The sequence below is a fragment of the Hydrocarboniphaga daqingensis genome (genome assembly GCF_900129825.1).
Classification (GTDB): domain Bacteria; phylum Pseudomonadota; class Gammaproteobacteria; order Nevskiales; family Nevskiaceae; genus Hydrocarboniphaga; species Hydrocarboniphaga daqingensis.
In genome coordinates, this window is sequence record NZ_FQWZ01000008.1 from 171,023 (window position 1) to 197,799 (window position 26,777).

Consider the following 26,777-nt stretch of genomic DNA (forward strand, 5'->3'; position numbering starts at 1 on the left):
ACACCATGAGCCACGATCCTTCGCTGGACCTTCCCGACGCCGAATACGGCTTTGCCACGCTGGGCATTCGTCACGCCGAGCTGCGTAGCGCCGAGCGTGAACATTCGCCGTCGATGTATCTGACGTCGAGCTTTACGTTCGGCAGCGCCGCCGAAGCGGCGGCGATTTTCTCAGGCGCGCAAGCCGGCAACATCTACGGCCGCTTTACCAACCCGACCGTGCAGGCCTTCGAGCAGCGCTTGGCGCGACTCGAAGGCGGCGAAAGCTGCGTCGCCACGGCCAGCGGCATGGCGGCGATCCTGACGCTGGTGCTGACGGTCATGAAGGCCGGCGATCACCTGCTGGTGTCCAACGGCCTGTTCGGTTCGACGATCAATCTGTTCAACAACTACATCGCCAAACTCGGCATCGAGGTCGGCTACGCCGACCTGACCGACATTGAATCCTGGCGCCGTGGTTTGCAGCCGAATACGCGGCTGCTGTTCATCGAAACGCCGTCCAATCCACTGACCGAGATTGCCGATATCGCAGCGCTGGCGGAACTCGCTCACGCGCACGGGGCTCAGCTCGCGGTCGACAACTGCTTTCTGACGCCGGTCTTCCAACAGCCGCTGAAGCTGGGGGCCGACTACATCATTCATTCGGCGACCAAGTTCATCGACGGACAAGGCCGTTGCCTCGGTGGTGCGATCGTCGGCGACGCGCAGCGTGTCGGCAAAGACGTGTTCGCGTTCATGCGCACGGCCGGGCCGTGCCTATCGCCGTTCAACGCCTGGGTTTTTTTGAAGGGCTTGGAAACCTTGGCGGTGCGGATGAGGGCGCACGAGCACAACGCGATGCAGATCGCGCAGTGGCTGCAGCAGCAGCCGCAGGTTGCCCGCGTTCACTATCCCGGCTTGCCAACGCATCCGCAGCATGAGCTGGCGTTGCGCCAGCAGCGCGGCTTCGGCGCGATCGTGTCGTTCGATGTGCACGGCGGTCGCGAGGCAGCGTGGAAGCTGATCGACGGCACGCGCCTGTGCTCGATCACGGCCAACCTCGGCGATACCCGTACGACGATCACGCATCCGGCGACCACAACGCATGGCCGCATCACGGCCGAGGCGCGTGCCAAGGCCGGCATCGGCGAAAGCCTGGTGCGCTTGTCGATCGGGCTTGAAGATGCGGTTGATCTGATCAATGACTTGCAGCGCGCAATGCGCTCGCTCTGAGGACCTGCAAAATGCTGGATCGTATCTGTCTGATCTTTGTCGTCGCCTGGTTTTTGTTTGGCGGTGCAGGGCACTTCATCAGCGCGGATTTCTTCATTGGCATTGTGCCGCCGTACATTCCGCGCCCCGAGTGGGTGGTCGCCGTCAGTGGTGTTTTCGAGCTGCTCGGCGCCGCCGGTTTGCTATATCGGCCGACGCGACGCGCAGCGGCCGTTGGTCTGTTTCTGCTGACGCTGGCGGTAACGCCGGCGAATGTCTACATGTGGCAAAACCCGCAGCTTTTCCCGCTGTTTCCGCCAGTTCTTCTCGGCGTTCGTCTGCTGGTGCAAGTGGTGTTGCTCGCCGCTATTGCACGCTTGGCATGGTCATCACGTCAGATGCGCTCGCTCGCCTGAATCGTATCCGCTCGCTTTTGCGCGAGCGATGATGTCGTGTACAAGGGAGCACGCCGCCGCGTGCCCGTGTAAGCTTGCGCACCGCAACGCATGCGGCACGAATTGCAGCACCGATCGAAACACCTTTTACGTAATAGGAGATTCAGCATGGCCACCAAGCAAGGCGAAGGCGCCGCGACCCCGAAAGCCGCTCCCCGCGGCGGTATTTCGCAGACGGTCAAGCCCGACGCCGCACTGGCCGAGATCGTGGGCGCTGACCCGATCACGCGCGCCGATCTGACCAAGAAGGTCTGGGACTACATCAAGAAGCACGACCTGCAGGACGCCAAGAACCGTCGTGCGATCAATGCCGACGCCAAGCTCAAGCCGGTGTTCGGTGGCAAGGACCAAGTGACGATGTTCGAGATGACCAAGCTGGTCAACGAACACGTCAGCAAGTAAGCCTCGCGCCGTACGCTTCGAAAGACGCTGTAAACCGCATTACGCGCATCGTCTTCGTCGCGATATGTTCCTGCAGCCGGCGACCGCTCTGAGCGCCATCGACCGGCTGCAGCAGGTGCTGCAGTTGCAAGACCCAGCCGATAAATGCGCTGCGGTTGCTTCGCTCGTCATCGACGACGACTCTTTCATTCATCAACCGCGTCAGCGTGTTGCGCCGGGCCGCCCGGAACGACTGCAGCTGGTGCGTCCGCGTGACGTACCGATGCGCGGGCTGGGCACGGCAGAAGGGCGCGCTGCGCTCGTTCACGCGGTTGCCCACATCGAATTCAACGCGATCAATCTGGCACTCGACGCCTGTCTGAGTTTTGCCGGCATGCCGGCGTCGTACTACGACGACTGGCTCAGCGTGGCACGCGATGAGGCACGACACTTTGCAATGCTCGCGTCACGCTTGCGCGAGATGGGCCACGACTACGGCGATTTCCCGGCGCACAACGGCCTGTGGGAACAAGCCGAGAAAACCGCAGATGACGTCATGGTGCGGATGGCACTCGTGCCGCGCGTGCTGGAAGCGCGTGGCCTGGACGTGACGCCAGGCATGATCGCGCGCCTGCAAGAGGTCAAGGATCACGCCACCGCCGCGGTGCTGCGCGTGATTCTCGACGAAGAAGTGCGCCATGTGGCGATCGGCACCCAGTGGTTTCGCTGGTGCTGCGAGCAGCGCGGCCTGGACCCGACACCCACCTTTCTGCGCCTGCTGGACGACAGTCAGACCCGGATACGGGCGCCGCTGAACTGGCCGGCGCGTCGCGCGGCGGGGTTCGATCCCGATGAGATGCCGGCCGAGCTGATCGCCGGTCACTAGTGCTGCCGTGATGGATTGTCGCGTGGCACTCAGGCGCGCCGGCGAGTTCAGTCGGTCAAGCGCAGCGTTTTTATCGAATCGCGATCGATTACGAGCACTTCGCAGCGATCATCGTGCCAGTCCGGCAGTACGATGCGTAATCCCGGTCGGCCATCGATCTCAAGGCGATGCTGAGCCGGCCGATGCGTGTGGCCGTGAATCATTTGCGTGACGCCGGCGCTGCGCAGCGCCGCGATCACGGCGCTGGGATTGACGTCCATGATCGCGCTGCTTTTGCCGGCCTTGGCTTGCTGACTTCCGCGGCGTAAACCACCGGCGATTTGCTCGCGCCAGCGACGCGGCAAATGCGTGAACGCGGTTTGCACGACAGGACGATGCGCAAACCAACGCCAGCGCTGATAGCCGACATCGTCGGTGCACCACAGGTCACCGTGCGACAGCAGCCAGGATCGGCCTTCGATCCGGGCGACGCTGGGGTCGGGCAGCAGGTGCACGCCGCTCTCACGCTCAAAGCGTTCACCCAGCAGAAAATCTCGATTGCCCCGCATCGCGTACAGCGCCACGCCGCTGCGCGCCAGGCGCGCCAGCGCCGCGATTTCATCGGCATAGACGTCCAGGCCGATGTCATCACCAACCCAGTACTCGAACAGGTCACCGAGCAAGTACACCGCTTGGGCGTTGCGTGCCGGCCCATCGAGCAAGGCCTTGAACTGCTCGCGCAGCGGTGAGGGCTGCGCAGGCAGATGCAGGTCCGACAGCAGCAGCGTGCTCATGCTCGCGATCGCGGTCGGGCCTGCGCCTGCAAGTCGGACCTCAGATCAGCGTGGCCGACGTGATGATGATCTGGGTCACCGGCACGTCGCGGCCAAACGGACGGGCCGAGCCGGTCGGTGTGTTGGCGATCTGATCGACGACGTCGAGCCCTTCGGTCACGGCGCCGAACACCGCATAGCCCCAGCCGTCCTGTCCCGGATAGTCGAGAAAGTCGTTGTCGCCATGATTGATGAAGAACTGGCTCGACGCGGAGTGCGGCTCGCCGGTGCGCGCCATCGCGATCGTGCCGCGCTTGTTCTTCAAGCCGTTCTTGGCTTCGTTCTGGATCGGCGCGCGCGTGCGCTTCTGGTTGTATTCGGCGTCATAGCCGCCGCCCTGGATCATGAAGCCCTTGATCACGCGGTGGAACACCAGGCCGTCGTAGTGGCCGGCCTTTACGTATTCGACGAAGTTGGCGACGGTCTTGGGTGCCTTCTCGGCGTCCAGCGACAGCGTGATGTTGCCGGCGGAGGTGCTCAGCAGCACGCGAACGGGGGTGGCGGTGTCGGTCATCGTATAGCTCAGGTTGGGTTGTTGAATGCGGCGGCGCGCGTCAGCGCATCACGGCGGACAGTTGCGTGGCTTTCATGATCACCACCGGCTGCTGCGGTACATCGGTCGGAAACGGACCGCCGCGACCGGTCGGAATCGCGGCGATCTTGTCGACGACGTCCATGCCGCTGACGACGCGCCCGAACACCGTGTAGCCCCAGCCGTCGGGGTTGGGCGAATCGAGCATGCCGTTGTCGACCAGGTTGATATAGAACTCGCTGGTGCCGGAGTGAGGGCGCGCATCACGTGCCAGTGCGATCGATCCGCGCAGGTTCTTCAAGCCGTTGTCGGCTTCATTGGGCGTGCCGGGGCCGGCCTCGCGATGCTCGAAGCGCGTGTCGTAGCCACCGGCCTGCGCCATGAAGCCGGCAATCACGCGATGAAAGATCAGCCCGTCGTAGAAACCGCGATTAACGTAGCCGATGAAGTTCGCCACCGTCTTCGGTGCGCGGACGGGGTCGAGCTCGACGACGATGTCGCCTTGTGTGGTGCGCAGTTGCACGCGCGGCAAGGCGGCGGCCGGCGCGGTGGTGGCCGGGACGGCTGTCGTCGGGGCGTTGGCCGCATCGACGCGCAACGTGATCGACGACAGCAGCAGTGCGGACAGCAGCAGATTGCGGATCATGGCGGGGGCGTTCATTGCGAGCCGGGCAGCGATGCCCGGCTGAGGGGAGCGCATTATGCCGCGACCGACGTGGACTCGGCGCTGCCCGCGACCGGGATCGCGTCGAGCAACACGTCGATGCCGGCACCGGGTGCATGGGCCCGCTCCGACAGCAGGCGACGAAATTGCCGGCCGCCGGGCTGACCCCGATACAAGCCCAGCAGATGCCGCGTGATGTGCTTCAGCGGCGTGCCCGAGGCCAGCTGGCGTTCCACATACGGGCGATAGGCCTGCAGCACCGCTTCACGGCTCGGCAGTTGCAGCGCGGCGTCGTCGCATTCTGTTGCGGCTGCGTCACCGGCCGCCGCGCGCGCGGTGTGCGTGAACAGCGCCGCGTCCATCGCCGCCAGTGAATACGGGTTCTCGTAGGCTTCGCGACCGATCATCACACCGTCGACCTGCAACAAGTGTTGCCGACATTGCTCGACGCTGCGGATGCCGCCATTGATGACCACGGTCAGCTGGGGAAATTCTTGCTTGAGCCGGTACACATGCTCATAGGTCAGCGGTGGGATTTCGCGGTTTTCGCGAGGCGACAAGCCCTGCAGCCAGGCCTTGCGCGCGTGCACGATGAACACCGTGCAGCCGGCAGCGGCCACCGTTTCGACGAAGTGCTTCATGAACGCGTAGTCCTCGCAGTCGTCGACGCCGATGCGGTGCTTGACCGTCACCGGCAGATCGGTGGCGCGGCGCATCGCTGCGACCGACGCGGCGACGCGCTGCGGATCTCGCATCAGGCAGGCGCCGAAGCTGCCTTCCTGCACCCGGTCCGACGGGCAGCCGCAGTTCAGATTCACTTCGTCGTATTGCCAGGTCGCGGCCAGCTCGGCGCAGCGCGCCAGCGCCTCCGGGTCTGAGCCGCCGAGCTGCAGCGCCAGCGGATGCTCGCTGGCGTCGTAGCGCAGGTGCCGCGCCACGTCGCCGTGCAGCAGTGCGCCGGTCGTCACCATCTCGGTGTACAGCAAGGCGTTGGGCGCCAGCAGTCTATGAAAGCTCCGGCAATGCGTGTCCGTCCAATCCATCATCGGGGCGACGCACAAGCGGTGCAGGGCAGGGGCGGCGGGCGGTGGCGCCGCGTTGGGAGTTGTCATCGAGATACACACCACGGAAGCAGGCGGATCGCTCCGCCCCGGTCGGTTCGGCGCTCAGTGTCGCATAGCGCCGGTGCCGGCCCTATGGCCGCGCCTACGGCGCAACACGCGTTCAGCTCGATCCCCGATAATCCGGGCAGACCCTCCGGAGCGTTATTCGATGATCAAAGGCAGCCAGACCCGTACCGCCGACCACGCAGTCGAGCCGTTGTTCGTCGACCGCTGGTCGCCCCGCGCGATGTCGGGTGAGGCGATCGAGCCCGCGCAGCTGATGCGCTTGTTCGAGGCCGCACGCTGGGCGCCGTCCGCAATGAATGCGCAGCCCTGGCGTTTGCTGTATGCGCGCCGCGATACCCAGCAGTGGCCGCTGTTCTTTGACCTGCTGGTGCCGGCCAACCAGCTGTGGGTGTCTCAGGCTGCTGCGCTGGTGCTGATCGTGTCCGACAAGGCGCAGGGCACCCACAGCTTCGACACCGGCGCGGCGTGGCAGAACCTCGCACTGCAGGGCATGGCGCAGGGCTTGGTCGTGCACGGCATGGCCGGTTTCGACTACGCGGCCGCTGCGACCCGCTTGCAGATTCCCGAAGGCTTCAAGGTCGAGGCGATGGTCGCGATCGGCAAGCCGGGGCCGCTGAGCGCACTGCCGGAAAAGCTGCAGTCACGCGAATCGCCGAGCCCGCGGCGTCCGCTGTCCGAGACGATCTGCGAAGGCGTATTCACGTTCCAGTAGTGTCGTCGGCACTGCGCGGCGGCTGCATACTCATTGCGGCTCGAACAGCTGCATAAAGCGGACGAAGTCGAGCTTGCTGCCGCGCTCCATGTCGAAGTCTCTGGCGATCGCCATGGCCGGGCTGCGCAGCCCGGCCAGTGTTTCCTTGAACACCTGCGTCGGCACGCGCACTTGCAGCGCCACGTCGTCGGCAATGCCCGCCTGCAGTTCGCTGACGCCGCGCCGCACGGTATAGGTGTAGCGCGCATCGGGGTCGGTGAAGATCAGGCCGACGCGGATCACTTGGTCGAGCGTGTCTTCGGCGTGCAGGTTCACCGCCATGCCGTCGAAGAACACACGCAGTGGCATGCCGGCCAGCATCGCGGCGCTCGGCTTGCCTTCGCGTCGCGGCACGCTGAAGTCGCCGGCCAAGGTATGCGCGCTGGTGTAGTACCAGTCGCGCGCGGGTGGGTTGGTTTCGGCGTCGGCCAGCGCACGCAGCGCGGCGATCCGCGCATCACGCGCGGCAGCGTGCTGCGGCGCCACGCGCAGTGCATAGCCGCTCAGTTGTAGCGCCCACTGCCAGTCTTTTGCCTCGATGGCGGCTGTGATCTGCCGGTCGACCGCCTCGAGCCCGCCTGCGAGCGCGACGATCCGCTGTGCTTGCGCATCGGGCGGCAGCGGTTGCAGCTCGGCCGGGTCGCCGCTGTACCACCCGAGATTGCCGGCAAAGATCGACTTGGCGCTCCACGACGGCTTGCCATAGAACGGCTGCAAGTACGGCGATGCCGCCAGATGTGGCGGCAGTTGCAGCTGCTGGGCGATCTCATCCGGCAGCAGGCCACGGTTCATCAAGCGCAGCGTCTGGTCGTGAACGTAGCGGATCGCGTCGCGGTAGTCGGTCAGCACGCTGGCGATCGGGTCGGCGCCGCTCAAGGGTCGTGAATGGCTCGGCACCAGGTAGCGCGGCTGCAGCGCGCGCATCGCATCCAGCGAAGCCGCCCAGCGCTTCGGATCGCGATACCGCGTGCCGCGGATCGTGTACAGGTTTGGAAATGCCTTGTAGAAGTTGTCGCCGCACAGCAACACGCCGCGCTGCGGCAGCCATACCAGAATCTGGTCATCCGTTTCGCCGGGCGCGTGGCGCAGTTGCAAGTCGATGCCGGCGATCCGCAGGTCGAGTTGTTCGCCGAACGTCTGGGTCGGGCGCACCGTATCGAGCGTGGACTCGGCGTCCAAGTTCAGAAAGCCGCCGATGCCGATGTTGACGCGCTCGCCTTGCGGCAGCTTGGTGCCGTACATGTGCAGCGAGCGCTGCGTGATGACCGGCTGCAACTCGCTGGCGAGTTGGTCCATGTGGGCGCCGACGTCATCGTGGGCGATCACCGCAACGCCCGGCCCGGCGAACTCGGCGGCGCCACCGATATGGTCGGGGTGAGAGTGCGTGTAGATCACGGCCTTGATCGGCTTGCGGCTGATCGCGGCGAACTCGGCATGCACCTGTGCGGCGGCCTGACGGGATTCCATCGTGTCGACGATCACCAGGCCGTCGTCGCCTTCCAGCAGGATCGAATTGGCGATGCCGTAGCCGATCGCGACCCAGACGCCATCGGTGACCTTGATCACCTCGCGGCGAAACTCGGCGCTGTGTTCGGTCAGCGCCTCTGGGCTCGGTGCATCGACCGCCGCTGCCGGCGCTGCACCGCGCTCGCAAGCGGCAAGCATCACACACAGGCTGGCCGTCAGCGTGGCTGTCAGCATCGACTTCATCGAGTATCTCCGTCAGACGGGGCACGCGTCTTGGGTGCATGCCAATGGGTGCCGGTAAAGAAGCGGCGCAGTCGTTCGGCTGCGCCGTATCGGCGCGGTCTGCAGACCGGCGGCGTTACGTCGTCATACAAGCCGGACGCGATCGTACCGTCGGCGAGCAATACATCGAGCGCGCCGGCCTGCTGCAAGCGTGCGTCGACGAGCGCGCGCACGGCCTCGGGTAGCGCGGTGCGGTGCTGCTGCAGCCGTTCGCGGCACCAGACGCGGTACTGCACGACCGGCAAGCGTCGATACAACGTGCCTTGAATCTCGACGTCGAATCGACGCCGCCCGTCGCGCCACGCGCGCGCATTGGCCAGCAGATAGGGCAGGTAGCCGCTGCCGACGTCATCCAGCAACGGACCCCAGCCGTCGGGTAGCGTACCGGGCGCGCACCAAGAGCCGAGCCGGGCGTCGTCGTAACGCGCGTTCCACATGCGAGCGACCCAGGCCAGCACGGCCGGAGCGCGCTGCTGCATGATCAGGCTCGGCGTCGGGTCGAGGCTAAAGTGGCGGAACATCGACGCAAAAAAGCCGAAGTCGGCCAAGCTCGGACGCCCGCCCAGCAGATAGTCCTGCTGCTCGAACAGCGCATGAAGGCGGTCCAGTGTATTCAGGTAGATCGACTCGACGTGCGCCCGCGTCGAGGCCGTCACCCCATCGCCATCGACGTAGATCCGCCGCTGGCGGCGACGCACCATCGCGGCGATCAGCGGGGCCGGCAGCGGATGCCGCGATAGAAAGGTCTCGGCGAAACGCCGCGACAGCGCATGCGAATCGCTGGCGTAGCTCCAGCGATAATGCAGCGCCGGGCGCCACAGCCACTCGTCAGCGTAGTCTTCGAGCAAGCGGCTGAAGAACGCCTGGTACGCATCCTCCGGTATCACGCTGCCTTGCGGATGGCGCGCTTCGAACCAGTCGATCATCGGCGTCGTGTCGGCCAGCCATTGACCTTGCGGCGTGCGGATCGCCGGGACCTTCATCAAGCCGGTGTTCGGCAGCACATCGCGCATCAACTCGCCGCTCCACTGCGCTTCGATCTCGACGTGCGCGATCCGCTTGTAGCGCAGGTATGCCTGCATCTTGCCGCTGAAGTACGAGATCCAGAACAGGTACAGCGTATACGGTTGCTCGGGCTGGCTCATGCGTCGGTGACGACCAGGCGATTGTGCTCGCGACCCAGTCGATGGCGCGGATGGATGTCGAGCGCGCTGCGGTCGCCAAGTGCGTGCAGCAGGTCGTCGACCGCTGCGCGCGGTACGGTCGGCAGCCCGGCGCAATAGTCGAGCGGGCGCTGCAGCATCCATTGAGCGTATGGGAAGATCGCGCGCTCGGCTTCGATATCGCCGAGCCGAAACCGATGCCGGCCGATCACGCGCGGGATACGCCGTCCAGGGTGATCGTCGATCCACTGATCGAGCCGGCTGACGGTGTCACGCAGGATCGGCAGATAGTCGGTGAACAGGTCACGCAGCACCGGCATCAGCGTTTCCGGGATCGCATCGTTCGCGACGTAGTCACCGATCGGCGGGGTGCTGGTGTTCATCCGCTGCACCCAGGCGTAGACCTGCGGAGCACGCTGCCGCATCAGCGCCAGCGGGTAGAAGTCGCGACCCAGATGTGCGTACAGCGGCCCGATCAGTCCGAAATCGCCGATGCCGGCGCGCTCGCCCAGCAGATAGCGGTGTGCGCTGAAGTGGGCGTTGAGTTGGTCGAGCAGGCGCTCGTAGCGCGCTTCGATCTCGGGGATCGTCTCATTCGTAATGCCCAGCATCGGCAGCGCGCCAGCGAACGGACGGCAAGCGCGGCGCCCGAAGAACCGACGCAGCCAGCGCGGCGCATGGGGTGACAGCAGTAAGCCGAAGTGTTCGAGTACATCGTCGATGTGCTCGCGTTCGTGCCAGAAGCTCCAGCGGTAGTGCATACCCGGCATCAGCATCCATTCGTCGCCGAGAATCTCCAGCAGCAGCGCAGCCAGATGCTGGCGCGGCGTGTCCGGATAGACCGACCGCTGCGGATAGCGCGACTCCAGCGCATCGATGATCACCGTGCTGTCCTGAATGAACTCGCCATCTCGCGTCTCGATCACCGGGATGTACTTGACCCCGGTACGCGGCACGATCACGCGGCGGAACACGTTCAGCGTCGACAGTGTTTCGCGATACGCGATGCCCTTGTAGCGCAGATAGCTGCGTACCTTGCCGCTGTAGTAGGAGTGCGGCAGCGCGTACAACGTGATGTCGGGCGTAATGTCGGGCGCGACCTCGGCGGCGCGGCTCATCGGCTCAACCCCGAATCATGCGCGCCAGCAGGCCGGGCACGATCCGATGCATCAGCGCGGCCATCCGCGCTTCCCGGCCGGGATACACGAGAGCCTGATTGCGTTCGATGGCGCGCAGCGTGCAGCGCGCCACTTCGTCCGGCATCAGCGTCGACCGGGCGAAGTCGCGGTCGACGCGGGCCCGGGAGCGCGGCGTATCGAGCGCGCCCACGAGCTTGACCTTGGACTGGATCGGTGTGCGCACGAAGCCAGGGCACACGGTGCTGACGCCGATCTGGTAGCGGTGCAGGTCGGCGCGTAGGGATTCGCTCAAGCCGACGACGGCGAATTTGCTGGCACTGTAGGTGGCCATGCCGCCGACGCCGACGAAGCCCGACACTGAGGCCATGTTGACGATGTGCCCGCCGCCGCCGCGCTGGATCATCAGCGGCACGAATGCGCGGATGCCGTGAACCACACCCATCACGTTGATCTCGTGCAGCCTTCGCCAATCGTCGGGCTCGACTTCCCAACACAAGCCGCCCATCACCACGCCGGCGTTGTTGATCAGAATGTCGACCGGCTGATTATTCTGCTGCATCTGTGCGGCCAGCGCTTGCATCGCGGAGTCGTCGGCCACGTCGGCCGCATGAACCTGTGCCTGCGCGCCCAGTGCCGAGCAGCGCGCTTGCACAGCAGCCAGGCGCTCGGTATCGCGTCCGCACAGCACGACGCTGGCACCCGCGTGCGCCAATGCCACGGCGATCGACTCGCCGATTCCGCTGCTGGCGCCGGTGATCACGGCCCGCTTTCCTTGAATGCGACTCACGTCGTGCTGCTCCTGATGGTGTCTTGATGGGATGGCTCGACGCGGTCAGCGCGTGGCACTGGCGTCGTACCAGATCGGCGAGGCCCAAGCGCGCTCTTCGATCGTGTTGAATGTGCGCGTGCCGCGAAAACGCCCCGGCTCGCCGCTGACCGCGCAGCAGCCTTCGAAGCCGCGCAGTCCGCTGTCGGCGGCGAATTCGCCGTTGGCCGGGTCGATCCGGCTGCAGTCGACCGGCTGGCTCTGGCACAGCCGCTCACTCCACCTGCAACTTGGGATTTCGACCGCACGGGCGTAGTAGAACGCATCGCGGGACGACGCGAAGTCGGAGTCGCTCCAGACCGCGCACAGCTGCTCGGGATGGCGGCCGACCGCGAGGCTGCAATCGCGCGTCGACGGCAGTTGCACCGGCTCGCTGGTGCGCGCGATGCCGCTGAACACCTGCACCTTGGGCTGACGCGCCGCATCGATATAGCCCTTGACCAGATCGAGCCGCTGCAGCGGCGCGCCGGGATTGCGGCCACCGGCATCCTGCATCGCCCACACCGCGATCTGCGGTGCGGTGCGGCCCGGTGGCGCGGGCGGCAAGGCGCCGCCCATGCGTGCACCTCGCAGGCCTTGGTCGATCAAGTCGTCGCCGCGCGCGAGGCGCTGGCAGATGTCGCCCGGCAGCGGGTCCCAGCTGGCAAAGCTGCGGATGCGCATCCGTGGTCCGGAGGTCGCAAACGTTTCGCCGCGATGCACCGCATTCCAGATATCGCCGCGCGTGTTCTGTTCGGCCCAGACACCGGCCAGTCCGCCTGGGTTGAACGCCCGCGCACGATCCAGAAACTGGCGATTGCTGCAGGCGGCTGGATCGTGCGGGTCTTCGCGTGCGTTGTCGCAGCTCCACAGGCCGAGCTGGTCGCTGGGTTCGTCATCGAGTACGCCGCCGTGGCCGCCCCAGCCGACTTCGTCGACATATCCCGCGACGCCGTTGTGCGTGTCCGACGAGCCGATGAAGCCCATCTGGTACGGATTGATGCCGCCGAGTTCCTGCTTGACGCGCAAGCCTTCCGCCAGCGCGTTGCGGACCATGTCGAGCGGCGCCGTGCAGTTGACGCTAGGGCCGGAGCCGCCATTAGGGCCGACGGTCTGGCACGGTGCCACGGCGTAGGTCGGCTGCTGGCGCAAGCCGCAAAATGGCGGATCGCGGCCCGGATCGCCGCTGCAATAGCGCGCGCAAACGGGCGGGTCGGTCGGCAGCCCGGTGCAAACGCTCTTGGCCAGTTCGAACGTGCACGCGTCTTCCTCGCCTTGCAGATACGGGCCTTCCAGGCCGGCGGCGCATTCTGAGTTGCCCTTGTGCTGGTGGATTTCGATCGAGCGATCCATGTCGGCGCGCAGCTGCGCGTCGCTGCGCGTCAGCGTCAGGCCGTCGCGGCCGACGGGCAGACCGGTCTGAGGGTCCGGCGGCAGAAACATGCGCCCGTCGGACAGATTGGCGCTGTGCGGGATCGTCAGCGCGCGGCAGCCATCGGCCTCGACGCAGTGGTCGCGCAAATGGTCGAACAGCCGCCACTCATCGTTGGTGTTGTTGTCGATCAGCAGGTCGGTGATCTGCTCCGACCCGAACACGTCGGCGGGCAGCGCATCGCCGAGAAACAGCACGTTACGATGCAGCATCTGGCCGGTTTTCTGCGACGTGTACTCGTAGCCGTGCAGCGTCGTGAATGTGCAGGGCTGGTTTTCTTCGTCGGTGATGCGGATCTGGTTCTGCCAGGCGATACGCGGCAGCGGCAACACGGTCAGGCCGGTCAGCAACACTTGCGTGGCGAACGGCGTATCGCCATTGACCAGCGCGTTGATGTTGCGCCGGGTGTTCTGGCCGATCAGATTGCAGGCCGGATTGACGCCCGATGGCAGCGCGCCACCGGCCTCGCAGATCGTCGAGAACTCGCCCAGGTATTCGGCATGGTCGGTGACAGCCGTGAAGTCGAGCGGACGGTCGAGCTGGATCTGGCGCGTCGCGGTATTCGGATCGGCATCGCCTGAAGGCAGGCCCGCGACCTCGCCCTTGGCGAACCGATACGCTTCACGCGGACCGTTGATCGAGTTGAAGAAGTAGGCGTCGAACGAGTCGCTGGTATGGATATGCAAGTCGCCGAAGTACGCGTTCTTATGCCCAGCGACGCGATTGCTGCAGCCGCCGTCGGGGAGCGGTGTCGGCGCGACTGCCTCAATCGGCGCCGTCGGCGAATTGGCAGCGCCGCAAGCCGACAGCGCCAGCGCGATCGCCGTCGTCATCGTCATTGATCTGAGCAGAGCAGGGGTCTGGATCATCACCGTCAAGCTCCCAAAATCAGCGTGAGTCTTTGCAGGAACCAGGCAGCCGACAGGGCGCCGATCATCGTCAGCGGCAGGCGTCGCAGCAGGGGCGGCGGCGATGCGTGGCGCAGCAAGCGCAACGCGATCAGCGCCGAGGCTGCAAACAGCAGCTGTCCGATCTCGACGCCAACGTTAAACAGCAGCAGCGCCCACAGCTGCGCCCCGTCCGGCAGGCCGGTTTGCTGCAAGCCGCCGGCAAAACCCAGCCCGTGCAGCAGCCCGAATACGAACGCGATCAGCCACGGTTGGCGCTGACTCAGGGTGGTAAGCGGCAGCGCGCCACGTGACAGCTCCACGGCCAGCAGCAAGATCGACGCGGCGATCAGTGCTTCGACGCTGGCCGATGGCAGTGACAGACCAGCGAGCACGGCCAGCGCCATCGTCAGGCTGTGCGCCAGCGTGAAGGCAGTGATCGTGGCCAGCAGCGGCCGTAGCGGCACTGCGCCATCGGTGGGTGCGCGAGCACGAACCAACAGCAGCAAGCACAGCACGAACAGCAGATGATCCCAGCCGCCCAGTACGTGCTCAATGCCGATCGGCAGATAAGCGCCCAGCGTGGTCGTCGGTGATGCGACGCCGGGGTCGCCGATGTCGATGCGGGCATGGTCGCGGTTGACCGCGTAATCGACGCGTGTGCCATCGGCGCGCCGCAGCGATACCAGCCCGTCAGGTACCAGCGCGCTGAATCCGTTGATCTTCAGGGCGCGCCCGCTGAGTCCACCGCTGCATTGCAGTGCAAGGCTCTGCAACAGACTGTCGCCTTGGGCGTCGATACGCGCGCCGGGAAGGGGCTGACACGCGGGCTCGATGTCGAGCTCGATCGCGGCGACATCGCCGCTGCGGAACTGCGGCAGCTTCAGCCGTAGTTCGACACGTCCATCGGCGTGTTCGTCGATGCCGGCGAAGAACGGCCGGATCTCATGACCGTGGGCGGGGCTCGCGACGGCCATCAGCAAGGTGGCGATCAAGCCGGTGACGCCGCGCATCGGGCGCGACGTCATGACGCGTCGCCGGCTTGATAGACCACGTCGTAGCGCGCGCGTAGTGCGTCGAGTGCGCGACGGTTGGCTTGTTCGCGACGCGCTTGACGGCAGTCGATCAACACTTGGCGACGCACAGTGTCCAGACTCGCAGGGCGCCACGGCTGGCGTTCGATGACGCGCACGCGATGCAAGCCCAGCGCGCTGGTGATCGGCGTCGACCAAGCGCCGATCGGCTGCTCAGAAACGACTTTTGCAAAGGCCGAACCGAAGTGTCGCTGCAGATCGGCCTGGCTTTGCCGTAACCAGCGCGTGCCGCCCGGTAGCGGGTCACTGAGTGCATCCAGATCCGGTGCGTCGTGCAGCAGCGCCACGTTCAGTGCCGCAAGCCGCTGCTCGACGCTGATGCCGGCTGGTTGCGCGCGGCTGATGAAAACCTGCTCGAACGACATCCTGGCCGGTTCACCGTAGCGTTCCGCGTGCTGGTCCAGCCACTGCTGCAGGTCAGCTTCGGTGGGTTCGTCGATGGGGTGCGTGTCTTCAAGCAGAAAGCGCAGCTTCTGCTGCAGTTCGCGGCGCACGATGGGGTCGGACTCATGCAGCCGCAGCGCCAGCGCCTCGCGTACCAGCACCTCGTCGTCGATCCAGCGCTGCGCCAGTGCATCGAGTTCGGTGGCGTCGGGCAGACGTCCGCTGGCTTCGCGGAAGCGCTGTTCCAGTTCCAGCCGCTGCGCGGCCGGCACGACGATCCGCGTCGCCGCCGTGGCACCGGGTGTACGCGGCCATAGCGCTTGCACGCCGAGCAGCAGCGCGCCCAGCAGTAGAAACTGCGGTAGCGGATCGGACAGCCAGCGGCGCAGCCGGGTCATCGCGCGCGTCGACTACAGCTGGAACATCAGCGTCGGTCCCGGATGCTCGCGGCCATCGTCGAAGCCGATCTCATCCTCGATCAGCGCATTGATCTTGGCATTCAGCGCCAGGATCAGCTCGCGATGTGCTTCGGGCTCGTGCGCGAGATTGGTGATCTCGTCCGGGTCGGTCTGCGTGTCGTACAGCTCCAACTCGTTATGCGCCAGCAGCGTCTGCCAGTCCTTCGGTACGTGGTGCTGGTCGGGCCGGAAGTAGCGCGCGAACTTGTAGCGGCCGTCGTGTACGCCGCGGAACAGGCCGGGATGGTCGAGCCGCGGCGATAGCCGCCCTTGCGCAAGGTTGGCTTTGATCAGCGACAGCCATGTCGCGTCTTCGCCGCGCTTGAAGATCGCCGCTGCGGCTTCCGGGTCGACGTAGAGCATCGTGTTGTAGTCATACAGCAGGCCTTTGTCGTCGCGTGCTGTGCGCGCCTTGGCATCGGCAAGCGCCGGCGTCAGATCGACGCCTTTCAGCGCGGGGTAGCGCGCCTGGCGCTGTGCATCGTCGACGCCGGCCACGCTCAGCAAGGTCGGCAGCAAGTCGATCGGTCCGGCCAGTGCTTGTGTCTGAATGCCGCTGCGATAGGCCGGGTGGCGCACGATCAACGGCACGCGCACGTTTTCCTTGTACATGGTCGGGCCTTTCTGACGCAGCCCGTGCGCACCGAGCATGTCGCCATGGTCGGCGGTGTAGACGATCACCGTGTTGTCGTCCAAGCCCAGCTTCTGCAGCGTGTCGAGCACGGTCATCGCATGCGCGTCGACGTCGCGGATACAGTTGTAGTAATAGCTCTGGTAGCGCCGCCAGCGGCGCTCGTCATCGCGGTCGATGCGGCCGTACAACGCGTTGCAGAACTCGACGTACGAGCGCTGCGCCCAGGGCTTGGTGGTCAGATCGTCGGCGTAATAGCTGCGCGGCAGCGGAAGATCCCAGTCGGTCTTGTAGACCCCTTCGGCCGGCGGCGGTGCCAGTGGCGACAGAAAGTCGCGGTGGAGTCGCGTGCGCGTTTGCTGGAGGTCGACATCGTCGAAGAACACGATGTCGTGGGGGTTGACGAAGTTGACCGCCAGCAGCCACGGTTGGTCGAGATGGCGTCCGGTCTGGTGCAGCCACTGGCTGGCCGCCGACGCGACTTCGGCGTCGAACTTGAAGCCGCTCCAGGTCGCACCATCGGCGATACCAACGTCGCTGTAGTCGGCAAAGCCGAATGGCTCGAGCACGTCGCGCGCGCTGCGGAATGGCCCGTAGCGGACGCTGACTTCGGTCGGCACGTCGGACAGATGCCATTTGCCTTTGTACGCGGTGTAGTAGCCCTGCTCGCGCATCAAATGACCGAGCGTCGGCACCGGCGCCAGCTTCGGAAACGGCGGCGCCCCGATGTTCGAGGTCATGCCGTTGATCTGCGTGTGCAGCCCGGTATATAGGCAGGCGCGCGACGGCGAGCACGGCGTGGTGTGCACGTTGTAGTTCGAGAAGCTGGTGCCGCGCTCGCGCAGCCAGTCGTGGGCGCTGAGTCCGAGATTGTTGGGCAGATCTTCCCAGCCGCGTTCCTGGTCCGACACGATCAGCAAAATGTTCGGGCGGCGCTGCGTGGTGCTGGCCGGCGTCACTGGCCGGTCGGCGCCGGTGCTTGGCGTTGGCGGCTTGGGTGAGCAGCCGCCAAGTGCGGCGCTACCGGCTAGCGCGGCGCTGCCCAGCGCCAGGCGCCGCGCAAACTCGCGCCGGCTCAATGGGGGGTCGGAACGGTCGGTCATGCGGACTCCTGCAAAGCGGTGGCAGCGGTCGGACGGCGCGCTCGCATCGGCTTAGCGCAGCGGCGCAAGGTCGAAACGCATGCCGTCTTCTCCCAGCACGCGTTCGCCGGCAAACATCTCGGCGGTGCCGGCCATGAACAAGCGACGTGCAACGGCATTCGGAAGCGGTGGAAACACGTGTGTCAGCACCAGCGTCTGCACGCCAGCGTCGGCGGCGATCTGCGCGGCCTGGATCGGTGTGGTGTGGTAATTGCCGACGTCGAGCGCGAGCTTGGCGACCCGGCTCATGCCCAGCGATGTGGCTTGTTCCGACGCGCGTTCGGTCAGGCGCGTGTCCAGCGCCTCGTGCAGCAGTAGATCGGCGCCTTGCGCGTTGCGACGCACCGACGCCGATGGCTTGGTGTCACCACTGACGACGACGACGCGGCCGCGATACTCGATCCGGTAGCCGTAGGCGACGTCGACTGGCGCGTGATCGACGCGGAACACCGATACGCTCAAGCCGTCGCGCTCGAACACCGGGCTGCGGTCAGTTCCCACCGGTAGCGGTAGTACGTTCGCAGTGGCGGCCGCCGCGGCATGCGGCATGTAGGCGTCGTCGTGGTGTGTGACGCGGTAGCCGACGTCGGCGCCGTAGGCTTGAGCAAAGCCGTTGACGACATGGTCGATGCCGGGTGGTCCGTAAACCGGTAGCGGTTCGCTGCGGCCAGCGATCCAGCTTTGCTGGATCGCTTCGCCCAATTCACCGATGTGGTCCGAGTGCAGATGCGTAATCAGCACCGCCGACAACGCTGCCACCGGCAGATTCAGACCGTCGACGACGCGCCACGAGCCTGGTCCGGCGTCGATCAGCACCAACTGCCCGCCAGCGACGATGGCCGTGCAGGGCCCGGCCCGGTCCGGGTCCGGTAGCGCAGCGGCAGTGCCGCACAGCCAGACATGCAAGTGCCCGTCAGTGAGCGTGCTGCGGTCGACGCGCGTCAGCGTCGCTGCGCTGCGTTGCGCGACGACGGCATCGATCAAGGGCCCGCGTAAAACATAGCCGGTCGTGCCGATTAACAGCAGCAAGGCCAAGCCTGCGACGATGAGGCGCTTCATGCCGACACCCTGCGTCGCGGCGACGCGCTTGCACCCTGCAACAGTCCGGCCTCGCGTAGCGCGTGTTCGAGATCGACGATCCGGTCCTGTCCCCAGTACAGCTCGCCGTCGAACGCGAACGTCGGCACGCCCCAGTGTCCGAGTTCGGCCAGCCGCGCCGTGTTGCACTCGACGCGCTCGCGGTAATCACTGCGTTCGATCGCCATCAGGCAGGCGGCACTGTCCAGGCCTGCCGTCCGGCACAACTCGACAAAGGCATCGTCGCGGCGCACATCGACACCGCGTCCCCAGATCGCCGTTGCGGCGGTGATCACCCAAGCCGCGAGGCGGTCATGCTCGGCCGCGTATTCGGCCACGCACAAGCAGCGCCAGACGCCTTCGCCGATCGGGTCGTACATCGGGCCGAATGGCAGGTCCAGCGCGTCGGCTTCGCGCGCCGCATCACGCAGGATGTACAGCTGCTTGGCCAGCGGCAGCGGCTGGCCGCGCATCGCCATCGGGCGCACGCCGCGCCACACCAGTTCGATGTCGTACTGCTGCGGCAATGCGAACGCGCGCGCAGCAGCGAGATACGAGTAAGGGCTGCGGAACGAAAAGAAGAACTCCACCGTGGCCGATGCCGGCCCGTGATGATGGCTCATGCCGGGGCTCCGACGCGGTATTGATCGAGCCGCTGCGCGATCTGCGCGAGGCGTTCGTGTGCAAAGAACCATTCGCCGGCGAGGCAGGCGGCCGGTGATTCCCAGTGACCTCGCTGGCGTAGGCGCTGGGCGTTGCGCGCCAAGGCCGCGCCCTGCGCATCACCGGATGCCGGTAGCTGACCGGTCAATTGGCGGTGCAATTGCGCAAATGCCTCGCGTTGAAGCCCGCTTCGGCCATCGCACCACAGCGCCTCGAGCGCGGCGCTGGCAAAGCGCAGCCGATCAGCCGGCATCGCCAGCGCTTCGCACCAATGCGCTAGGAATGCCACGGCGTCGGCGGTGACGGGTTCGCATCGGAGCAGGCCGGTATGATCGCCGCGGCGCGACAAGCGCGTGGCGTCCTGCAGTGCATGGAGCGCGCGTACGCCGGCTGCCGGGTCGTCGGCGATGCCGCGCTGCAGCAGCGGATACACCCTCAAATCGACCGCTCGTGCGCTGCACAGCCGTGCCAGTCCAGGCACCGCGATCGCGGCGTACGGGTCGTCGAATGCGAAGTACAACTCGACCCGCAAGGGCTGCCCGAGCCACTGGCGACAGCGCATCCGCCATCGCGCCGGTCCGCGCCGACGGGACGTGGCGATGACGGTGCTCGGCACCAGTCGACGTTTCAAGTAATCGCGCAGCGAGCCGATCAAGGTCGACCTCCGGAGACGGTTGGATCGCGCGGCCGGCGATGCGGTGCAGGCCATTGGCGAATGTGGCGACCTTAGGCCGCAGCCCGGGCAGCGTCTTGTCCTTCGCGGTCAATGAATGGTCGTCGCAGGACAGTCGACGCTGTCCCATTGCGTCCAACGAATGTCTCGTCCGGACAAGACGGTGTCGTTGGCGCCGCCTATCGTGGCGTGATTGCGATCTAGGGAGGCGGCGCTATGAAACGGATGGTTCTGTTGTGCCTGTTGAGCCTGTACGGACACACCGCGACCGCGGGGGTATCGCCGGCCGAGGCGGCTCGCTTGGGCAAGGACCTGACACCGACCGGCGCCGTGCGTGCGGCCAATGCCGACGGCAGCATTCCGGAATGGACTGGCGCGGCGGCATTCACCGATGCCCAGCGCGCGATGACCCGCGCCCAGCTCGAAGACCTGCGCAAGAACCGACCCGCCGAGCTAGAGAACTTTGGTGGCGCCTCGGCCGACCAGCCGCTGTATACGGTCGACCGCAACAACATGGCGCGCTACGCCGACAAGCTGACGGCCGGCCACAAGGCGATGTTGACGATGTACCCGGACTACCGGATGAAGGTGTACCGGACGATACGGCCGTCGTTCTTCCCCAAGGAGATCAACGAGGCGACCGCCGTCAACGCGGTCAAAGCCAAGCTGACGGGCACCGATGACGTGACCGGTGCGGTACTCGGTTTTCCGTTCCCGATCCCCGGCAGTGGCGCCGAGCCGATCTGGAATCACAAGCTGAAGTTTCGCGGCTCGGCCGTGCGGCGCTTCAACAACCAGGCGATCGTCAAGGCCGACGGCAGCTTTTCGCTGAGCAAGCTGACCGAAGACCTCAAGTTCAAGTACGCCAACGTCAAGCAACCGGCCGGGCCGGACAACAAGCTGCTGTTCTACTTCTTGGCCACGGTGCTGTCGCCGCCGCGCGTGGCGGGTCAGCTGACCTTGGTCCACGAAAGCATGGACAGCATTGGTGCCGGACGTAGCGCGTGGATCTTCACGCCGGCGCTGGGCCGCACCAATCGTGCGCCCGACGTGGGCTACGACAATCCCTCGGTCGGCTCCGACGGCGAGCAGTTCAACGATCAGGTCGACGTGTTCAACGGCTCGTTGAATCGCTACGACTGGAAGCTGCTCGGCCGCAAGGAAATGCTGATCGCCTACAACGCGTACGCGATCAACAGCCCGCGCCACAAGTACGCTGATATCCTGCGCCCGCACCACATCAACCAGGACTTGGCGCGGTACGAGCTGCACCGCGTCTGGGTCGTGGAGGCGACCGTGCGTGCCGGGCTGCGCCACAGCTTGATTCGTCGCACGTTCTACTTGGATGAAGACAGCTGGTCGATTGCTGCCGTCGACGGCTACGACGGGCAGGGCAAGTTGTGGAAGGTGCAAGAGGCGCACTTGGTGACGCTGCCGTTCCTGCCGACCACCACGGGTAGCCCCGAAGTGATTTATGACCTGCGCAGCGGCCGTTATTTCGTCACCGCACTGTCGAACGAAGACGCGATTTCCGACTTCGAAATCAGCTTCGAAGACGACGCGTTTGCGCCGGCCAGCTTGCAGCGCAAAGCCCGCAAGCGTTGATGCGTCGCGCCGGCGTCGCGCTCGGTGCCGTGGTACGCAGCGCGCTGCTTGCGTGGGGTGGCGTGATCGCGGCATCGCTGCTGCTGGCAGCATGCGGCGCCAGCGGCGTGCCAACGTCGCCGGCCAGCAGCGTGCCGTCCGACAGCGGCGCCGCACGCGACGAGCGTGACTGCCTGTGGTTGCTCGACTCGCGGATCAACACGCTGTTTCCCGACCGCTACGCGCAGTACTGGGTCGCGGCGCTGGTGATTCCACCCGGCGGCGCCGTGACGATCGACGGTGAGTTCCCTGCAGCTCGCTATATCTCGTTCAACTTGTACGACGAGCAGCTGGCGCCGATCGACGCACTGACCGATGTCGAGATCGTGCCCGCTGCCGGCTCGACCAACCCGTTCGTCGAAGCGGCCGACCGCAACGCCAGCCCACGCGCCTACCAGCTGCGGCTGATCGCCGCCGTGCCGCCGGCCGATACAGCGCAGCGCGCACCCAACACGCTCTACAGCGCCCGCACGCTCGGCCCCGTGTCGGTTCCGGCGAATCTCGCGGTGTTGTTCTATCGCCGCTACGTGCCTGATGTCGGCCGTGAAGCGGCCGCGTTGCCGCGAATCCGCTTTGAGCTGGCCGACGGCCGCAGTATCAGTGGCCCAGCGGCTTGCGGTGCGCTTGACCGCCTCAGCTTCGCGATCCCCGATCTTGCGGCCTTGCCCGATCCGGTCGCCGACTTGCCGGTCAACACGGCCGCGTTCGTCGACCTGTTGTGGCTGAAGTTTTTCTCGGCGGTGTCATCGCAGGGCAACCGCGTATTCGCCACGCCGCTGGGGCCGGCCGTCTACGAAACGATAGGGTCGCCGACCGAGGGCGGCGGCGGCTTCGCCAGCAATCGCGACAACCGTTACATCTACGCGTCGATTTCGCGGCAGCTCGGTCCCGTGGTGGCTTTGCACGGCCGCTTTCCAAGCGCACCGGTCACATCCGATGGCCGCAGCCCGATGCCCGGCGGATCGATGCGTTATTGGTCGATCTGCACCAACGACGGCAACACGCTGGCGGTGTTCAGCTGCCTATACGACGAGCAATTGCGCACGGACGTCGCAGGCCGCGGCATCATCGTCGTCAGTCGCGACGGCGACCGCCCCGACAACGCCACCGAAGCCTGCGGCATCAGCTGGCTGGACTGGGGCGCCGCCGACAACGCCGTATTGATCTACCGGCACATGCTGCCGCAGCCCGAAGCGGTGTTCCCGCAGGCCATCCAGTACATCCCGGGCCCGCCAGGGCAGTTCGAAGCATCGGTGATGGGGGAGTACTTCCCGTACGGCCACCACATGAGCCGCGCCGAATTCGAAGCGCTGGGCTGCCCGGTCGACGCGCGCCGTCTGCCGGCCGTGGTGACGCCGCCGCCGACGGCGGGATAAACGCCCGGCTGCAGTCGTCGCGGCTTCCGCGTTTGATATCCCGCTCAGGCCGCCTGCAGCGCTCTGGCGCGGTATTCGCCGGGTGTGGCACCGGTCCAGCGGCGGAACGCTCGGGTGAAGCTGCTCTGGTCGGAGAAACCGAGCATGAAGGTCATCGAGCACATCGACATGCGCCCATCACTCAAGTACTGCAGCGCCATTTTGCGGCGCACTTCGTCCAGCACTTGCTGATAGCTGGTGCCTTCGCTGCGCAGTCGGCGCTGCAGCGTTTTTTCCGACAGATTCAATGCCGATGCGATGTCGCCGCGCGTGGGTTCGCCGGCGGGCAGGCGGCTGATCAGCTCGGCACGAACTTTCTCGGTCAGGCGGGCGCCGTCGAAATGGGACAGGTAGTCCATCACCACCAGATCGGTCTGGCGTGCCAGTTGCGGGTTGGCCATAGGCAAGGGTCTTTCGATCCATTCGTTGGGAATGAACAGCGCGTTTTCGTCGGCGCCGAAGTGCACCGGGAATCCGAAGTGGCGTTCAAACTCCGCATGCATTGCGGCATCGCCGCTGCGTCGCAGCCACAGTTCCAGCGGACGTGGATTGCGCGGGTCTTCACCGAGTAGCAGCAAGCCCATCTTGACGCTCGACGCCATCAGCAGATCGATCGCTTCAGTGACCACCGGCATGTCCACCAGCCAGCGCGCCTTGAGCTTGACGCCGCCGGGGCATGCTTCGGTGTAGACGTCGGCGACATTGCTGACGATGCGAGAAAACCGCGCCATGCGCTTGAGCGCGTCCTCGAGATCTTGGCTGGCGAGCAACGCAAGGCCCAAGCTGTGAAATGTGGCGGGCTGTACGAATGCAGCGGCCTTGAGCCCAATGCAAGGATCGCCGGTCGCTTCGACCGCGAGTTGCCATAAGCGGCTCATGCCGCTGACCGGCGCGCGGCCGTTGGGGTCTGTCAGCAGCTGCGCATCGAGCCCGGCGCGCAGCAGCAAGGCGCGCCCGTCGCAGCCGTGTGCGTCGAGCGTGCGGACCAGCGCGATGGCCCAAGTGTTAATTGTGGTGGCTTGGTCGTTCATGAACCCTGTCCGACGCCGTTCTTATGTTCTCCTGCGACAACAGTATGTCCCGCGAGGCCAAGATTGCACAGCGCGCTTGGGTTACAAGCTAAGAAGGACTCAGCGCTCGGTGTATCGCGCTGCCGCATCTCGGGGGAGAGCTCATGGAAATGGATCGCGAGCCGCGTCAGCGGCCGATGTGGAACGTTTTGCTGTTGAGTACGGTGATGATGTCGGCCAGTACGGTCGTGCGGGCTGATGAACTCCAATGGCCGTTGATGGGCGGCACGTTCGGCGTCACCGGATTACTGACGTCGGGCGTCGCCGTCCGGCTCGAGGATCGTGATCTGGATCTACTCGGCAAGACCAATGTGCCGGGTCAGCAGAACCTATGCGCCCCTGATGACTGCATGTCGCTGAGCGGTAATCCGGAGCCCAACCAACGTCTCATCAATGCGCGCGGCCAGTTTTCGGGCGTCAACACCGATAGTGGCAACCAGAATTACGACCAGTACGATGTGATTGCCGCCACCACAAAGTTGACGCCGGTGGTCAGCTACGAGAACGGCCCGGTGCTGGTCAAGCTGCGCGGCATTGCGTTCTATGACCCCGTCAACGACGGCTTTCGTGAAACCCGCAGCAATACCTTGTACCAGCCGGCACGCGGCCCGCGTGGTGACGACCTGAACTCGCGGTTCGCGCACGGTTTCAAATGGCGCGAAGCCTTTATCGCACTCAGCAACGATCGCGGCACGCTGACGGTCGGTAATCAATTGCTGCCGTGGGGTGAAGCGTCGCTGACGCAATTCAACACCTTGGCCGCGATCAATCCGATCGACGCCAACGTGGCGCGGATGCCGGGCTCGCAGATCAACGAGTTTTTAAAAGCGGTCCCTGCAGTCACGCTGAGCGGCGACTTGGGCCGTGGCTTTTCGGCGGAGCTGTTCTACCAGTTGCAGTGGGTCAAGCTGGAGCCCGATACCGTCGGCAGCTACTTCTCGACGAACAATGTCGTCGGTGGCGGCGAGCACGTGATCATTGGCTTGGGGCAATACGTGCATGACCCGAATCGTCAGTACCAGCCTCCGTTCCCGAACTCGCTAATCAGCAGTTCGACGCGTACCGCGTATCTGATGGGCGAGAAGTTCGGCGAGCCGCGTGACCTCGGCCAGTATGGCGTGCAGCTGAAGTACTACGCCGAAGACTTTAACAACGGCACCGAGTTCGGCTTTCAGTTTTTGAACTATCACAGCCGCGTGCCCTACGTGAGCGCGATCGCGGCCAATGCCAGCTGCACGCGCCAAGGAATCGCCGGCTCGTTCACCAGCGCGCTGGTTGCTTGCCGCGGGTTCAATGGATTGGCTGGCGGGCTGGAGCCGCTGCCGGTCGATACGCTGCGTCCGTTCATCGACTATCCCGAAGACGTGCAGGTGTTCGGGCCCAGCTTCAACACGACCGTCGGTGCATGGTCGCTGGCCGGCGAATACGCGTACCGGCCGAACATGCCGCTGCAGATCCTCGTGAGCGACGTGGTCTTTGCCGGTTTGTCGCCGGCTTTTCCGGAGCAGAACATCCCGGTGCCGCTGGGTGCGCTCGGCGACGCCGCTCCGTTCACGATCCCCGGCGCGCGCACCTCGGTGCCGGATTTCATCAGCGGCTATCGCGGCATCACGATCGGCGCCAACGACCGTATCCGTGGCTACGAGCGCTTTGATGTCGGGCAGTTCGCGCTGATCGGCATCCGCCAATTCGGTGCCACCGAGAACGGTATCGGTGCCGATGCGCTGACGCTGGCGATCGAGGTGAGTGGCAGCAACATCTTCGACCTGCCGGATCGGGACCAGTTGCAACTCGAAGGGGCGGGTGACCGCACCCACTTCAGCCCCGGTGCCGACGGTACCGGCGATCCAAATGGCCAGCCCAACAGCTTGCGGATCAACCCGACGCAGCAGACCAGCGGCTTTGCGACCGCGTTTGCGTGGGGCTATCGGATGTTTGCGCGGGCGACGTTCAGCAACCTTTACCGCGGCATCAGCCTGGTGCCGACCTTGCTCTGGTTCCACGACATCAACGGCGTCTCATCGGCCAATACGCCGAACTATCTGAAGGGCCGCAAGATGGCGATCAGCGTGCTCGAAGCGCAGATGACGCAGAACTTTCGCATCAGCCTTCAGCACCAGATGTTCAGCGGTGGTGGCGCGTACAACCTGATCAGCGACCGCGACAACGTGGCGCTGAGTCTGGCGTACGCGTTCTAGCGATCTGCGTCAGCGCACCTTGAAAAGGCCGCGCTGAGCCGGCACCCACCACAGCAGGCCATACAGCAGCGTCAGCACCAGCAGCCTCAGCGGCTGCGGGTTCAGCGCGCGCAGACGCAGCCACGCCAGCGGCAGTTCCAGTGCGTGCGCTGCCAGCAGCAGTGCCGCGCCATAGACGGTCCAGTGCTGCGTCTGGCCGTTGGCTGCGAAATACGCGGCCACCAGATAGAACAGCGTCAAACCTGCGATCTGCGCAAGCCAAAACCCTTTGTTGCTGGTCATGCTGAGAACTCCCCCCGATAGTGAGATTGACGTCGGCATCGCCGCTTGATTCAGTGCGATACCGCGCGCT

At 65.4% G+C, this 26,777-nt stretch carries 25 protein-coding genes; 8 read left to right on the top strand and 17 right to left on the bottom strand.

The window, feature by feature from the left end:
* Positions 1-5 precede the first annotated feature (5 nt).
* The 4 genes from BUB09_RS15815 to BUB09_RS15830 all read left to right on the top strand — a co-directional run bounded on the left by BUB09_RS15815 (position 6) and on the right by BUB09_RS15830 (position 2,912).
* Positions 6-1,211, top strand: coding sequence for an O-succinylhomoserine sulfhydrylase (locus BUB09_RS15815; RefSeq protein WP_072899286.1), 1,206 nt, complete (start codon positions 6-8; stop codon positions 1,209-1,211).
* A gap of 11 nt (positions 1,212-1,222) precedes the next feature.
* Positions 1,223-1,606: a DoxX family protein gene (locus BUB09_RS15820; RefSeq protein ID WP_072899288.1), complete on the top strand. Its 384-nt coding sequence runs from the start codon at positions 1,223-1,225 to the stop codon at positions 1,604-1,606.
* 147 nt (positions 1,607-1,753) lie between these two features.
* Positions 1,754-2,047 carry an SWIB/MDM2 domain-containing protein gene (locus BUB09_RS15825; RefSeq protein ID WP_072899290.1) on the top strand — a complete coding sequence of 98 codons (294 nt, stop codon included), beginning with the start codon at positions 1,754-1,756 and terminating at the stop codon, positions 2,045-2,047.
* A gap of 64 nt (positions 2,048-2,111) precedes the next feature.
* Positions 2,112-2,912 (top strand): ferritin-like domain-containing protein, encoded by an 801-nt coding sequence (locus BUB09_RS15830; RefSeq protein WP_072899292.1) that lies wholly within the window; start codon positions 2,112-2,114, stop codon positions 2,910-2,912.
* Between the two features lie 47 nt (positions 2,913-2,959).
* Here the strand turns inward: BUB09_RS15830 and BUB09_RS15835 are convergent, their stop codons facing one another.
* Genes BUB09_RS15835 through dusA form a run of 4 tightly spaced genes read right to left on the bottom strand, consistent with a single transcriptional unit; the run spans position 2,960 to position 5,966 of the window.
* Positions 2,960-3,685, bottom strand: coding sequence for a UDP-2,3-diacylglucosamine diphosphatase (locus BUB09_RS15835; protein WP_072899294.1), 726 nt, complete (start codon positions 3,683-3,685; stop codon positions 2,960-2,962).
* 40 nt (positions 3,686-3,725) lie between these two features.
* The gene (locus BUB09_RS15840) at positions 3,726-4,238 is read right to left on the bottom strand and encodes a peptidylprolyl isomerase (protein ID WP_084083505.1); all 513 of its coding nucleotides are present in this window, start codon (positions 4,236-4,238) and stop codon (positions 3,726-3,728) included.
* A 40-nt stretch (positions 4,239-4,278) separates the two neighbouring features.
* Positions 4,279-4,917, bottom strand: a complete 639-nt coding sequence (locus BUB09_RS15845) for a peptidylprolyl isomerase (RefSeq protein WP_245793314.1) — start codon at positions 4,915-4,917, stop codon at positions 4,279-4,281.
* A gap of 38 nt (positions 4,918-4,955) precedes the next feature.
* The gene (dusA, locus tag BUB09_RS15850) at positions 4,956-5,966 is read right to left on the bottom strand and encodes a tRNA dihydrouridine(20/20a) synthase DusA (RefSeq protein WP_245793315.1); all 1,011 of its coding nucleotides are present in this window, start codon (positions 5,964-5,966) and stop codon (positions 4,956-4,958) included.
* Positions 5,967-6,192: 226 nt separating this feature from the next.
* Here dusA and BUB09_RS15855 point away from each other — a divergent pair, with 226 nt between their 5' ends.
* Positions 6,193-6,762, top strand: coding sequence for a nitroreductase family protein (locus tag BUB09_RS15855; protein WP_072899300.1), 570 nt, complete (start codon positions 6,193-6,195; stop codon positions 6,760-6,762).
* Between the two features lie 30 nt (positions 6,763-6,792).
* On the opposite strand, the gene BUB09_RS15860 is transcribed toward BUB09_RS15855, so the two are convergent.
* The 11 genes from BUB09_RS15860 to BUB09_RS15910 are packed head-to-tail and all read right to left on the bottom strand — an operon-like array spanning position 6,793 to position 20,080.
* Entirely contained in the window at positions 6,793-8,511 is a 1,719-nt protein-coding gene (locus BUB09_RS15860) for an alkyl sulfatase dimerization domain-containing protein (protein WP_084083507.1), read from the bottom strand.
* Positions 8,508-9,695, bottom strand: coding sequence for a glutathione S-transferase family protein (locus tag BUB09_RS15865; RefSeq protein ID WP_072899302.1), 1,188 nt, complete (start codon positions 9,693-9,695; stop codon positions 8,508-8,510). Before BUB09_RS15865 ends, BUB09_RS15860 begins: the two co-directional genes overlap by 4 nt.
* Complete coding sequence (locus BUB09_RS15870) at positions 9,692-10,831, bottom strand: glutathione S-transferase family protein (protein ID WP_072899304.1); 1,140 nt, start codon at positions 10,829-10,831, stop codon at positions 9,692-9,694. Before BUB09_RS15870 ends, BUB09_RS15865 begins: the two co-directional genes overlap by 4 nt.
* Positions 10,832-10,835: 4 nt before the next feature.
* The gene (locus tag BUB09_RS15875) at positions 10,836-11,639 is read right to left on the bottom strand and encodes an SDR family NAD(P)-dependent oxidoreductase (RefSeq protein WP_175550230.1); all 804 of its coding nucleotides are present in this window, start codon (positions 11,637-11,639) and stop codon (positions 10,836-10,838) included.
* A gap of 45 nt (positions 11,640-11,684) precedes the next feature.
* Entirely contained in the window at positions 11,685-13,928 is a 2,244-nt protein-coding gene (locus BUB09_RS15880) for a DUF3604 domain-containing protein (RefSeq protein WP_175550231.1), read from the bottom strand.
* Between the two features lie 35 nt (positions 13,929-13,963).
* Positions 13,964-15,004, bottom strand: coding sequence for a HupE/UreJ family protein (locus tag BUB09_RS15885; protein WP_084083511.1), 1,041 nt, complete (start codon positions 15,002-15,004; stop codon positions 13,964-13,966).
* Positions 15,001-15,852, bottom strand: a complete 852-nt coding sequence (locus BUB09_RS15890) for a peptidyl-prolyl cis-trans isomerase (protein ID WP_072899310.1) — start codon at positions 15,850-15,852, stop codon at positions 15,001-15,003. The genes BUB09_RS15885 and BUB09_RS15890 overlap by 4 nt, the downstream gene beginning before the upstream one ends.
* 12 nt (positions 15,853-15,864) lie before the next feature.
* Positions 15,865-17,646, bottom strand: coding sequence for a sulfatase family protein (locus BUB09_RS15895; protein WP_072899312.1), 1,782 nt, complete (start codon positions 17,644-17,646; stop codon positions 15,865-15,867).
* A gap of 51 nt (positions 17,647-17,697) precedes the next feature.
* The gene (locus BUB09_RS15900) at positions 17,698-18,744 is read right to left on the bottom strand and encodes an MBL fold metallo-hydrolase (RefSeq protein ID WP_072899314.1); all 1,047 of its coding nucleotides are present in this window, start codon (positions 18,742-18,744) and stop codon (positions 17,698-17,700) included.
* Positions 18,741-19,385 (bottom strand): 2-hydroxychromene-2-carboxylate isomerase, encoded by a 645-nt coding sequence (locus tag BUB09_RS15905; RefSeq protein WP_072899317.1) that lies wholly within the window; start codon positions 19,383-19,385, stop codon positions 18,741-18,743. Before BUB09_RS15905 ends, BUB09_RS15900 begins: the two co-directional genes overlap by 4 nt.
* Complete coding sequence (locus BUB09_RS15910) at positions 19,382-20,080, bottom strand: thioredoxin domain-containing protein (protein ID WP_072899319.1); 699 nt, start codon at positions 20,078-20,080, stop codon at positions 19,382-19,384. Before BUB09_RS15910 ends, BUB09_RS15905 begins: the two co-directional genes overlap by 4 nt.
* A 234-nt stretch (positions 20,081-20,314) precedes the next feature.
* On the opposite strand from BUB09_RS15910, the gene BUB09_RS15915 reads away from it, so the two are divergent.
* Both BUB09_RS15915 and BUB09_RS15920 read left to right on the top strand, forming a co-directional pair.
* A complete protein-coding gene (locus BUB09_RS15915) occupies positions 20,315-21,703 on the top strand; it encodes a DUF1329 domain-containing protein (protein ID WP_072899321.1) in 1,389 nt (462 codons plus the stop codon).
* Positions 21,703-23,118, top strand: a complete 1,416-nt coding sequence (locus BUB09_RS15920) for a hypothetical protein (RefSeq protein WP_139250320.1) — start codon at positions 21,703-21,705, stop codon at positions 23,116-23,118. The genes BUB09_RS15915 and BUB09_RS15920 overlap by 1 nt, the downstream gene beginning before the upstream one ends.
* 44 nt (positions 23,119-23,162) lie before the next feature.
* On the opposite strand, the gene BUB09_RS15925 is transcribed toward BUB09_RS15920, so the two are convergent.
* A complete protein-coding gene (locus BUB09_RS15925) occupies positions 23,163-24,188 on the bottom strand; it encodes an AraC family transcriptional regulator (protein ID WP_072899325.1) in 1,026 nt (341 codons plus the stop codon).
* Between the two features lie 143 nt (positions 24,189-24,331).
* Here BUB09_RS15925 and BUB09_RS15930 point away from each other — a divergent pair, with 143 nt between their 5' ends.
* Positions 24,332-26,425 (top strand): DUF1302 domain-containing protein, encoded by a 2,094-nt coding sequence (locus BUB09_RS15930; protein ID WP_072899327.1) that lies wholly within the window; start codon positions 24,332-24,334, stop codon positions 26,423-26,425.
* Positions 26,426-26,434: 9 nt separating this feature from the next.
* On the opposite strand, the gene BUB09_RS15935 is transcribed toward BUB09_RS15930, so the two are convergent.
* A complete protein-coding gene (locus BUB09_RS15935) occupies positions 26,435-26,707 on the bottom strand; it encodes a hypothetical protein (protein WP_072899329.1) in 273 nt (90 codons plus the stop codon).
* Positions 26,708-26,777: the final 70 nt, after the last annotated feature.

Bases quoted from the DNA above. Each gene is read 5' to 3' on its own strand.
- BUB09_RS15815 (WP_072899286.1), top strand. From the start codon at position 6: ATGAGCCACGATCCTTCGCTGGACCTTCCCGACGCCGAATACGGCTTT.
- BUB09_RS15820 (WP_072899288.1), top strand. From the start codon at position 1,223: ATGCTGGATCGTATCTGTCTGATCTTTGTCGTCGCCTGGTTTTTGTTT.
- BUB09_RS15825 (WP_072899290.1), top strand. From the start codon at position 1,754: ATGGCCACCAAGCAAGGCGAAGGCGCCGCGACCCCGAAAGCCGCTCCC.
- BUB09_RS15830 (WP_072899292.1), top strand. From the start codon at position 2,112: ATGTTCCTGCAGCCGGCGACCGCTCTGAGCGCCATCGACCGGCTGCAG.
- BUB09_RS15835 (WP_072899294.1), bottom strand. From the start codon at position 3,685: ATGAGCACGCTGCTGCTGTCGGACCTGCATCTGCCTGCGCAGCCCTCA.
- BUB09_RS15840 (WP_084083505.1), bottom strand. From the start codon at position 4,238: ATGACCGACACCGCCACCCCCGTTCGCGTGCTGCTGAGCACCTCCGCC.
- BUB09_RS15845 (WP_245793314.1), bottom strand. From the start codon at position 4,917: ATGAACGCCCCCGCCATGATCCGCAATCTGCTGCTGTCCGCACTGCTG.
- dusA (WP_245793315.1), bottom strand. From the start codon at position 5,966: ATGATGGATTGGACGGACACGCATTGCCGGAGCTTTCATAGACTGCTG.
- BUB09_RS15855 (WP_072899300.1), top strand. From the start codon at position 6,193: ATGATCAAAGGCAGCCAGACCCGTACCGCCGACCACGCAGTCGAGCCG.
- BUB09_RS15860 (WP_084083507.1), bottom strand. From the start codon at position 8,511: ATGAAGTCGATGCTGACAGCCACGCTGACGGCCAGCCTGTGTGTGATG.
- BUB09_RS15865 (WP_072899302.1), bottom strand. From the start codon at position 9,695: ATGAGCCAGCCCGAGCAACCGTATACGCTGTACCTGTTCTGGATCTCG.
- BUB09_RS15870 (WP_072899304.1), bottom strand. From the start codon at position 10,831: ATGAGCCGCGCCGCCGAGGTCGCGCCCGACATTACGCCCGACATCACG.
- BUB09_RS15880 (WP_175550231.1), bottom strand. From the start codon at position 13,928: ATGACGATGACGACGGCGATCGCGCTGGCGCTGTCGGCTTGCGGCGCT.
- BUB09_RS15885 (WP_084083511.1), bottom strand. From the start codon at position 15,004: ATGACGTCGCGCCCGATGCGCGGCGTCACCGGCTTGATCGCCACCTTG.
- BUB09_RS15890 (WP_072899310.1), bottom strand. From the start codon at position 15,852: ATGACCCGGCTGCGCCGCTGGCTGTCCGATCCGCTACCGCAGTTTCTA.
- BUB09_RS15895 (WP_072899312.1), bottom strand. From the start codon at position 17,646: ATGACCGACCGTTCCGACCCCCCATTGAGCCGGCGCGAGTTTGCGCGG.
- BUB09_RS15900 (WP_072899314.1), bottom strand. From the start codon at position 18,744: ATGAAGCGCCTCATCGTCGCAGGCTTGGCCTTGCTGCTGTTAATCGGC.
- BUB09_RS15905 (WP_072899317.1), bottom strand. From the start codon at position 19,385: ATGAGCCATCATCACGGGCCGGCATCGGCCACGGTGGAGTTCTTCTTT.
- BUB09_RS15915 (WP_072899321.1), top strand. From the start codon at position 20,315: ATGAAACGGATGGTTCTGTTGTGCCTGTTGAGCCTGTACGGACACACC.
- BUB09_RS15920 (WP_139250320.1), top strand. From the start codon at position 21,703: ATGCGTCGCGCCGGCGTCGCGCTCGGTGCCGTGGTACGCAGCGCGCTG.
- BUB09_RS15925 (WP_072899325.1), bottom strand. From the start codon at position 24,188: ATGAACGACCAAGCCACCACAATTAACACTTGGGCCATCGCGCTGGTC.
- BUB09_RS15930 (WP_072899327.1), top strand. From the start codon at position 24,332: ATGGAAATGGATCGCGAGCCGCGTCAGCGGCCGATGTGGAACGTTTTG.
- BUB09_RS15935 (WP_072899329.1), bottom strand. From the start codon at position 26,707: ATGACCAGCAACAAAGGGTTTTGGCTTGCGCAGATCGCAGGTTTGACG.